General features: G+C 62.5%; 6 protein-coding genes and 3 tRNA genes. 7 read left to right on the top strand and 2 right to left on the bottom strand.

The features are described 5' to 3' along the window. Positions 1-593: 593 nt before the first annotated feature. The 3 genes from VJS90_RS20780 to VJS90_RS20770 all read left to right on the top strand — a co-directional run bounded on the left by VJS90_RS20780 (position 594) and on the right by VJS90_RS20770 (position 2,497). Positions 594-1,229, top strand: a complete 636-nt coding sequence (locus VJS90_RS20780; RefSeq protein ID WP_324123508.1) for a TetR/AcrR family transcriptional regulator — start codon at positions 594-596, stop codon at positions 1,227-1,229. An 89-nt stretch (positions 1,230-1,318) separates the two neighbouring features. Next, on the top strand, positions 1,319-1,924 hold the full coding sequence (locus VJS90_RS20775; protein WP_324123507.1) for a DUF4823 domain-containing protein: 606 nt from the start codon (positions 1,319-1,321) through the stop codon (positions 1,922-1,924). A 12-nt stretch (positions 1,925-1,936) separates the two neighbouring features. Next, positions 1,937-2,497 (top strand): DUF1285 domain-containing protein, encoded by a 561-nt coding sequence (locus tag VJS90_RS20770; protein WP_324123506.1) that lies wholly within the window; start codon positions 1,937-1,939, stop codon positions 2,495-2,497. 68 nt (positions 2,498-2,565) lie between these two features. Here the strand turns inward: VJS90_RS20770 and VJS90_RS20765 are convergent. Beyond that, a tRNA-Asn gene (locus VJS90_RS20765) sits at positions 2,566-2,641 on the bottom strand. A gap of 61 nt (positions 2,642-2,702) precedes the next feature. Then, positions 2,703-3,899 carry an amino acid aminotransferase gene (locus tag VJS90_RS20760; protein ID WP_324123505.1) on the bottom strand — a complete coding sequence of 399 codons (1,197 nt, stop codon included), beginning with the start codon at positions 3,897-3,899 and terminating at the stop codon, positions 2,703-2,705. A gap of 274 nt (positions 3,900-4,173) precedes the next feature. Between VJS90_RS20760 and uvrB the strand changes: the two genes are divergently transcribed. From uvrB to VJS90_RS20740, 4 genes are all read left to right on the top strand, one after another. Continuing rightward, the gene (gene uvrB / locus VJS90_RS20755; RefSeq protein WP_324123504.1) at positions 4,174-6,189 is read left to right on the top strand and encodes an excinuclease ABC subunit UvrB; all 2,016 of its coding nucleotides are present in this window, start codon (positions 4,174-4,176) and stop codon (positions 6,187-6,189) included. Positions 6,190-6,305: 116 nt separating this feature from the next. Further along, the gene (gene gltX, locus VJS90_RS20750; protein WP_324123503.1) at positions 6,306-7,787 is read left to right on the top strand and encodes a glutamate--tRNA ligase; all 1,482 of its coding nucleotides are present in this window, start codon (positions 6,306-6,308) and stop codon (positions 7,785-7,787) included. A gap of 234 nt (positions 7,788-8,021) precedes the next feature. Next, positions 8,022-8,097: transfer RNA gene (locus VJS90_RS20745), tRNA-Ala, on the top strand. A gap of 71 nt (positions 8,098-8,168) precedes the next feature. Continuing rightward, positions 8,169-8,244, top strand: a tRNA-Glu gene (locus VJS90_RS20740). Positions 8,245-8,348: the final 104 nt, after the last annotated feature.

The raw sequence follows: 8,348 nt of genomic DNA, 5'->3' as shown, positions 1-8,348 counted from the left end.
AGAAGTGAATGCCGGACGGGTTCAGGCGCGCTATGGCGCCAATGGGGATCGGGGTCCATGGGACTGCCCTCCTGTTCACGCTGTCTGCGAAAACGCAGCCCGACAAGGCCGGCCTGCAAGCGAGCGCAAGTCTGGCACCCGCCCCTCGTGAGGGCCAGACCGCTATCGGATATGCGTAGTCATCGAGGGAATAGCGCGCAGATACTCAGGTATACGAGGAGAGGGAAACACCGGGCAAAAAAAACCCGGGTTCTGGGGGGTGAATCCGGGTCAAGACCATTAGGAGTAAAACAAAGGTGCGCGGTCCGTGGGCACCTTCATCGGCGGGCGACATGGGGGGATGTCCCGCGCCAACATCTGAAGTATTGGTCAATATCGAGACGGCGCCACCGACGGCTGGTCGTTTTTTAAACAGTTTTGGAATACGTCACCGCTTGCTGCAGCCCTCAGTGCATGACGGGCCTGTAAATGCGGGATGCGGCGCTTGTTTGCAGCCAAAACGCATCATGAAACACAGCCGTGGGCGGAAGATCCGTGCAATTTCCTGCAAGTTAGGCATAATCATTCGCTTCGATTTTCATCCAGTCCCTCTTATGCAGAAAGAAACTCGTAAGGTCCGTGAGTTCCGCCGTCGTGAGCAAGAGATCCTCGACACGGCCCTCAAACTGTTCCTTGAACAGGGTGAAGACAGCGTCACGGTCGAGATGATCGCCGACGCCGTGGGCATCGGCAAAGGCACGATCTACAAGCATTTCAAGTCCAAGGCGGAGATCTACCTGCGCCTGATGCTCGACTACGAGCGGGACTTGAACGAACTCCTGCACTCGGCCGACGTCGACAGCAACAAGGAAGCCCTGTCGCGTGCCTACTTCGAGTTCCGCATGCGCGATCCCCAGCGCTACCGGTTGTTCGACCGCCTTGAAGAAAAGGTCGTCAAGGGCAACCAGGTGCCGGAGATGGTCGAAGAGCTGCACAGCATCCGCGCCTCCAACTTCGAGCGCCTGACCCTACTGATCAAGGGACGGATCAGCGAAGGCAAGCTCGAGGACGTGCCACCCTATTTCCACTATTGCGCGGCCTGGGCCTTGGTGCATGGCGCCGTCGCCCTGTATCACTCGCCGTTCTGGAGCAATGTGCTGGAGGATCAGGAAGGCTTCTTCCAGTTCCTCATGGACATCGGCGTGCGCATGGGCAACAAGCGCAAGCGTGATCCCGAACCCTCCACCTGACAGCGGCGGCTTGCCGGGTTCTGACCTGGCGTAAAAGCTGCATGGCCGGGCTGATCGCCGGTTTTTCGTCGCCGGCTTGTGGAGGAAGGATGCGTAGCCTGTTCTTGCTGCTGGCGCTGATGGCGCTGGGCGGCTGCATGAATGTCAGTGACATGGGGGAGGGGGTCCGCTATCACATGAGCGACGCCGGTCTGCTCGATCACAGCGATACCCGCCGGACCCTGTCGGTGCGCCTGCAGCCCGACTCGTTCATCTTCATCGGCCAAGGGGCCTTCGTGCCACCGGGCAAGGGCGCCTATCCGCGGCCGAACGTGGTCGCCGAGGAAGCCTTCAAGGGCTTTGTCGAATACTTCCCGCTGGTGCGCCGTGCCGAGGCCCCGCTGGGCCTGGAGGAAGCGCTGGCCGAGGCCCGTTCCGTGGGCGCCCACTACGTGCTTTACACGCGCTATGCGCGTACCGATGACCGTATTGGCACCGGTGACGAGTGGTATGACGAACAGGCGGTCGATCGCCTCGGTGTCGATACCGGCGTGGTCCAGATAATGCTCATCGAGACCAGCACCCGTTACCTGATCGATACCGCGCGCATCAAGAGCCGCGGCGGTTTGCTGACGTTCCATGACAACCGCCCGGAAGATTTGCTTGGTCCACCCCTGCGCGATTACGCTCGTAGTCTTTTGGGCATGAGCCGCTAGAAGGAGAGGGTGATGACCGATACCGGCAAGGCCAGTGATCTGCTGGGGCAGATCCCGGCGGCGGGCAAGGGCCTGCCACCGGTGCACCTGTGGAACCCGGCGTTCTGTGGCGACATCGACATGCGCATCGCACGTGATGGCACCTGGTACTACCAGGGCACGCCAATCGGGCGCAAGCCGATGGTGCGGTTGTTCTCCACCATCATCCGGCGCGAAGAAGATCGTTACTTCCTGGTCACGCCGGTCGAGAAGGTGGGGATCAAGGTCGATGATGCGCCTTTTCTCGCGGTGACCCTGGAGGTGCTCGGCAGCGCGGAGCAGCAGGTGCTGCGCTTCACCAGCAATGTCGAGGATCAGGTCGATGCCGGTCCCGCGAACCCTCTGCGGGTTCACATCGACCCGCAGACCCAGGAGCCGGCGCCTTACGTGCTGATGCGGGGCAACCTGGAGGCCTTGATTCACCGCAACGTTTTCTACCAGCTTGTCGAGCTGGCGGTTTCGCGGCAGATCAATGGCGAACAGTGGCTGGGTGTGTGGAGCGGCGGGGCATTCTTTCCCCTGGGGCAGGCCTGACTGTCGGTAATGTGGGCCTGAAACGAAAAAGCCCCCAGTGCTTGCGCATCTGGGGGCTTTTCAATGTTTGGCTCCGCGACCTGGACTCGAACCAGGGACCCAATGATTAACAGTCATTTGCTCTACCGACTGAGCTATCGCGGAATCTGTGCCGTATCTTACTGATTGCTAAGGGGAAGTCAAGCCTCCCCTTGGCAGTTTCAGCTTACAGCACCTCGACGATCGCCTTGGTCACGCCGTGGATATTGCTCTGGTTGAGGGTCGCGACGCAGATGCGGCCGGTGTCCAGGGCGTAGATCCCGAACTCGTTTTTCAGACGAGCGACCTGCTCAACGCTCAGCCCCGAGTACGAGAACATCCCGCGCTGGCGGCCAACGAAGCCGAAATCGCGCTTGGCGCCATACTCGGCCAGCAGCTGGACCATCTGCTTGCGCATGCCGTGGATACGGCCACGCATCTCGCCCAGCTCGGCTTCCCACATCTCGCGCAGCTCCTGGCTGTTGAGAACGGCCGCCACGATGCTGGCGCCGTGGGTTGGCGGGTTGGAGTAGGTGGTGCGGATCACGCGCTTGACCTGGGAGAGGACACGGGCGCTCTCATCCTTGGACTGGGTGACGATCGACAGCGCGCCCACGCGCTCGCCGTACAGCGAGAACGACTTGGAGAACGAGCTGGAAACAAAGAAGCTCAGGCCCGACTCCGCGAACAGGCGTACCGCGAAGGCGTCTTCGGCGATGCCGTCGCCGAAGCCCTGGTAGGCCATGTCGAGGAACGGTACGTGGCCCTTGGCCTTGACCACTTCAAGGACGTTTTTCCAGTCGTCCAGGCTCAGGTCGACACCCGTCGGGTTGTGACAGCAGGCGTGCAGGACGATGATCGAGCCGGCAGGCAGTGCCTGGAGGTCTTCGAGCATGCCGGCGCGGTTGACGTCATTGGTTGGCGCGTCGTAGTAGCGGTAGTTGCGGACCGGGAAGCCGGCGGTCTCGAACAGTGCGCGGTGGTTTTCCCAGCTCGGGTCGCTGATCGCGACCACGGCATCCGGCGAGAGCTGCTTGAGGAAATCGGCGCCGATCTTCAGGGCGCCGGTGCCACCCACCGCCTGGGTGGTGACCACGCGGCCCGCGGCCAGCAGCGGCGACTCGGCGCCGAACAGCAGCTTTTGCACGGCCTGGTCATAGGCGGCGATGCCGTCGATCGGCAGGTAGCCACGGGATGCGTGCTGGGCAGCGCGCTGGGTTTCGGCTTCGATCACTGCGCGCAGCAGCGGGATACGCCCTTCCTCGTTGCAATAGACGCCCACGCCCAGGTTGACCTTGTCGGTACGGGGATCGGCGTTGAATGCTTCGTTGAGGCCCAGGATAGGGTCGCGGGGTGCCAGCTCGACAGCGGAAAACAGGCTCATTGTTACCTTGGCTCTGATTGGAGTGTGATAGGAATTGCACGCTCCAGCCGGATGCACTGAAGCGGTGCACAAACGGGGAGTCAGTATAGTGATACCCGACGGTCACTGCGACACTCTGGCGCAGCTTTTCCTGCCGTTAGGGGTAATATTTTTCGACCGTTGACTCCATTGACCGGTCCATAACTAGGAATGCCCGCCGGCAGCTTCTGTTTGGGTATAGACTACTGGCTAAATTTACAGTGCCTGATTCGTCGGGCTCAGCACCGAGGTCCTCATGTCCGAGTTCCAGCTCGTCACCCGTTTCCAGCCGGCCGGCGACCAGCCCGAGGCGATTCGCCAGATGGTCGAAGGCATCGAGGCGGGGCTCTCGCACCAGACGCTCCTGGGGGTGACCGGTTCGGGCAAGACGTTCAGCATCGCCAACGTCATCGCCCAGGTCCAGCGCCCGACCCTGGTGCTGGCGCCCAACAAGACCCTGGCCGCGCAGCTCTACGGCGAATTCAAGGCGTTTTTCCCGAACAACGCGGTCGAGTATTTCGTTTCCTACTACGACTACTACCAGCCCGAAGCCTACGTGCCGTCGTCCGACACCTTCATCGAGAAGGACGCGTCGATCAACGACCACATCGAGCAGATGCGGCTGTCGGCGACCAAGGCGCTGCTCGAGCGGCGCGATGCGATCATCGTCACCACGGTGTCATGCATCTATGGCCTGGGCAGTCCCGAGACGTACCTGAAGATGGTGCTGCACGTGGATCGCGGCGACAAGCTCGACCAGCGCGCCTTGTTGCGGCGCCTGGCCGACCTGCAGTACACCCGCAACGAGATGGACTTTGCCCGGGCCACGTTCCGTGTGCGCGGCGACGTGATCGATGTATTCCCGGCCGAATCGGACCTGGAGGCCATCCGCATCGAGTTGTTCGACGACGAGGTGGAGAACATCGCGGCCTTCGACCCGTTGACCGGGGAGGTGATCCGCAAGCTTCCGCGCTTCACCTTCTACCCCAAGAGCCACTACGTGACGCCCCGCGAGACGCTGCTCGACGCGGTGGAAGGCATCAAGGTCGAGCTCAAGGACCGCCTGGAGTACCTGCATCAGGGCAACAAGCTGGTCGAAGCCCAGCGGCTGGAGCAGCGGACCCGCTTCGACCTCGAGATGATTCTCGAGCTGGGCTATTGCAACGGCATCGAGAACTACTCGCGCTACCTGTCCGGGCGGCCGTCAGGCGCGGCGCCGCCCACGCTCTACGACTACCTGCCGGCCGATGCGCTACTGGTGATCGACGAGTCCCACGTCAGCGTTCCCCAGGTGGGGGCGATGTACAAAGGCGACCGTTCGCGCAAGGAAACCCTGGTGGAGTACGGTTTCCGCCTGCCCTCGGCGCTGGACAACCGGCCCATGCGCTTCGACGAGTGGGAGGGCGTCAGCCCGCAGACCATCTTTGTCTCGGCAACCCCGGGGCCCTACGAGGCCGAGCATGCCGGCCGGGTGATCGAGCAGGTGGTGCGGCCCACCGGCCTGGTCGACCCGCAGATCGAGATCCGCCCGGCGCTGACCCAGGTCGACGACCTGCTCTCGGAGATCCGCAAGCGTGTGGCCCTCGAAGAGCGTGTGCTGGTGACCACGCTGACCAAGCGCATGTCGGAAGACCTCACCGACTACCTGGCCGACCACGATGTGCGGGTGCGTTACCTGCACTCGGATATCGACACGGTCGAGAGGGTCGAGATCATCCGCGACCTGCGCCTGGGCACCTTCGATGTGCTGGTGGGCATCAACCTGCTGCGCGAAGGCCTGGACATGCCCGAGGTATCGCTGGTGGCCATTCTCGATGCCGACAAGGAGGGCTTCCTGCGCTCGGAGCGCTCGCTGATCCAGACCATCGGCCGTGCGGCGCGTAACCTCAATGGCCGGGCGATCCTGTACGCCGACCAGATGACCGGCTCGATGCAGCGGGCCATCGACGAGACCGAGCGGCGCCGCGAAAAGCAGATCGCCTTCAACGAAGCCAATGGCATCGTGCCCAAGGGCGTGGTCAAGGACATCACCGACATTCTCGAGGGCGCCACGGTGCCGGGGGCGCGCAGCAAGAAACGCAAGGGCATGGCCAAGGCCGCGGAGGAGGCTGCGGCCTACGAAGCCGAGCTGCGCTCGCCCGGCGAGATCACCAAGCGGATCAAGCAGCTTGAGGACAAGATGTTCCAGTTCGCGCGCGACCTGGAGTTCGAGGCCGCGGCGCAACTGCGCGACGAGATCGGCAAGCTGCGCGAGCGGCTCATCGCGGGATAGGGGCAGGGGGCAGGCGTCAGCGGTGCCCGTGCGGATCGCTCGCGCCATTGCTGGAGCCCGGCGCCTGCTCCCTGTTAACATCGCGCCTTTGTTTCAGCACTAGTTCGAGACCGTCCATGACCACCGTTCGCACGCGCATCGCGCCATCGCCAACCGGCGACCCCCATGTTGGCACCGCCTACATCGCCCTGTTCAACTACTGCTTCGCCAAGCAGCACGGCGGTGAGTTCATCCTGCGGATCGAAGACACCGATCAGTTGCGTTCGACCCGCGAGTCGGAACAGCAGATCTTCGATGCCCTGCGCTGGCTCGGCATCGAGTGGAGCGAAGGTCCGGACGTCGGCGGCCCGCATGGCCCCTACCGGCAGAGCGAGCGCGGCGATATCTATGCCCGCTACGCCAAGGAACTGGTCGATGCAGGCCACGCCTTCTACTGCTTCTGCACCGCCGAGGAGCTCGACCAGATGCGCGCCGAGCAGATGGCCCGCGGCGAGACCCCACGCTACGACGGCCGTGCGCTGCTGCTGAGCGCTGATGAGGTACAGCGCCGCCTGGCCGCTGGCGAGCCGCATGTGATCCGCATGAAGGTGCCGAGCGAAGGCGTCTGCGTGGTGCCTGACATGTTGCGCGGCGACGTCGAGATTCCGTGGGACCGCATGGACATGCAGGTGCTGATGAAGACCGACGGCCTGCCGACCTACTTCCTGGCCAACGTGGTCGACGACCACCTGATGGGCATCACCCACGTGCTGCGTGGCGAAGAGTGGCTGCCCTCGGCGCCCAAGCTGATCAAGCTGTACGAGTACTTCGGCTGGGAACAGCCGCAGCTGTGCTATATGCCGCTGCTGCGCAACCCGGACAAGAGCAAGCTGTCCAAGCGCAAGAACCCGACCTCGGTGACCTTCTACGAGCGCATGGGCTTCATGCCCGAGGCGATGCTCAACTACCTGGGCCGCATGGGCTGGTCGATGCCCGACGAGCGCGAGAAGTTCTCGCTGGACGAGATGGTCGAGCACTTCGACCTGTCGCGTGTGTCCCTGGGCGGGCCGATCTTCGATATCGAGAAGCTGTCCTGGCTCAACGGCCAGTGGCTGCGCGATCTGCCGGTGGAAGAATTCGCCACGCGCCTGCAGACCTGGGCGTTCAACCGCGACTACATGATGAAGATCGCCCCGCACGTGCAGGGCAGGGTAGAGACCTTCAGCCAGGTCGCGCCGCTGGGCGGGTTCTTCTTCGAGGGCGGCCTCAAGCTCGATGCGAAGCTGTTCGAGCACAAGAAGCTGTCGCCGGACCAGGTGCGTCAGGTGCTGCAGCTGATCCTGTGGAAACTCGAGAGCCTGCGTCAGTGGGAGAAGGATCGTATCACCGGCACCATCCAGGCCGTGGTCGAGGCGCTGGAACTGAAGCTGCGTGATGCCATGCCGCTGATGTTCGCCGCCATCACCGGCCAGGCCAGCTCGGTGTCGGTGCTCGACGCGATGGAAATCCTTGGGCCGGACCTGACTCGTTTCCGTCTGCGTCAGGCCCTCGACCTGCTCGGTGGCGTGTCGAAGAAAGAAAACAAGGAGTGGGAAAAGCTGCTGGGCAGCATCGCCTGATCCAGGCTGCTGTTCGGTAATGCTGCGCTCGGCAGGAGGAAAAGCCCCGTAAACAGGGCGTTTCCTCCCGCCATCCCGGTAAGTGTTTGTTATCTGGGAAAAAATTTTCAAATATTTTCGAAAATATGTTTGACAGGTCGGCGATCCGATCTTAATATGCGCCCCGTCCACAGCGATGAACGAAACGAAACGCGAAGCACCCAGCCAAGCGGATCAAGTTCAAAGCGACATTGTGGGGCTATAGCTCAGCTGGGAGAGCGCCTGCATGGCATGCAGGAGGTCAGCGGTTCGATCCCGCTTAGCTCCACCAAATTCCGCTTCGCAGCCTTCGGGTTGCGAAGAAGACCGGGTCCAGCAACCGGGTCTTGAGGTAGAAGGTTCGTCCCCTTCGTCTAGTGGCCTAGGACACCGCCCTTTCACGGCGGTAACAGGGGTTCGAGTCCCCTAGGGGACGCCAGTTTCACACAAGCGATATCAACGATGTCGCTGGGCCGCGAGGCTAGAAATCTGGGGCTATAGCTCAGCTGGGAGAGCGCCTGCATGGCATGCAGGAGGTCAGCG

The organism is Pseudomonas sp. (assembly GCF_035277045.1).
GTDB lineage: Bacteria > Pseudomonadota > Gammaproteobacteria > Pseudomonadales > Pseudomonadaceae > Aquipseudomonas.
This window is presented reverse-complemented; position numbering and strand designations above follow the sequence as displayed.

Coding starts and splice junctions, on each gene's coding strand:
- VJS90_RS20780 (WP_324123508.1), top strand. CDS start 594: ATGCAGAAAGAAACTCGTAAGGTCCGTGAGTTCCGCCGTCGTGAGCAA.
- VJS90_RS20775 (WP_324123507.1), top strand. CDS start 1,319: ATGCGTAGCCTGTTCTTGCTGCTGGCGCTGATGGCGCTGGGCGGCTGC.
- VJS90_RS20770 (WP_324123506.1), top strand. CDS start 1,937: ATGACCGATACCGGCAAGGCCAGTGATCTGCTGGGGCAGATCCCGGCG.
- VJS90_RS20760 (WP_324123505.1), bottom strand. CDS start 3,899: ATGAGCCTGTTTTCCGCTGTCGAGCTGGCACCCCGCGACCCTATCCTG.
- uvrB (WP_324123504.1), top strand. CDS start 4,174: ATGTCCGAGTTCCAGCTCGTCACCCGTTTCCAGCCGGCCGGCGACCAG.
- gltX (WP_324123503.1), top strand. CDS start 6,306: ATGACCACCGTTCGCACGCGCATCGCGCCATCGCCAACCGGCGACCCC.